General features: G+C 32.4%; 1 protein-coding gene. It reads right to left on the bottom strand.

Going from position 1 to position 318, the window contains the following annotated elements; genetic code table 11:
* The coding region (locus tag LJD32_RS15180; protein ID WP_227392844.1) for a hypothetical protein at nucleotides 1-318 on the bottom strand (318 nt) is incomplete at both ends.

Below are 318 nucleotides of genomic sequence, written 5' to 3'. Positions count from 1 at the left end.
TAAGACTCATAATCTTTATAATCTATTGAATGTGTCAGTTCTTTTCCACAATCACATTTGACCCAATATGTTACTCTTAAAATTTTTGTTTGTTCTTCCTTTTGAGGTTGTTGTGCATTAGTAGTATTTCCACTTGATGCTGGCTGACTTGGTGTTACAGAAGAAGGCTGATTGCTTTCAACAGGCTGTATTGGTGTTTGTTTTGTTTCACCTTTCTTTTGTATTTTATTTTCATTAGTATTTTGATTACTCGTTTTCTCTTGAGTTTGCACATCACTTTTTACAGATTCTTGATCTTCCTGAATCGTATTTTCTTCT

Source organism: Faecalibacillus sp. TM498 (assembly GCF_020589955.1).
Taxonomy (GTDB): Bacteria; Bacillota_I; Bacilli_A; order Erysipelotrichales; family Coprobacillaceae; genus Faecalibacillus; species Faecalibacillus intestinalis.
The sequence above is the reverse complement of the archived record's forward strand: the minus strand, read 5'-3'. Positions and strand labels throughout refer to the sequence as shown.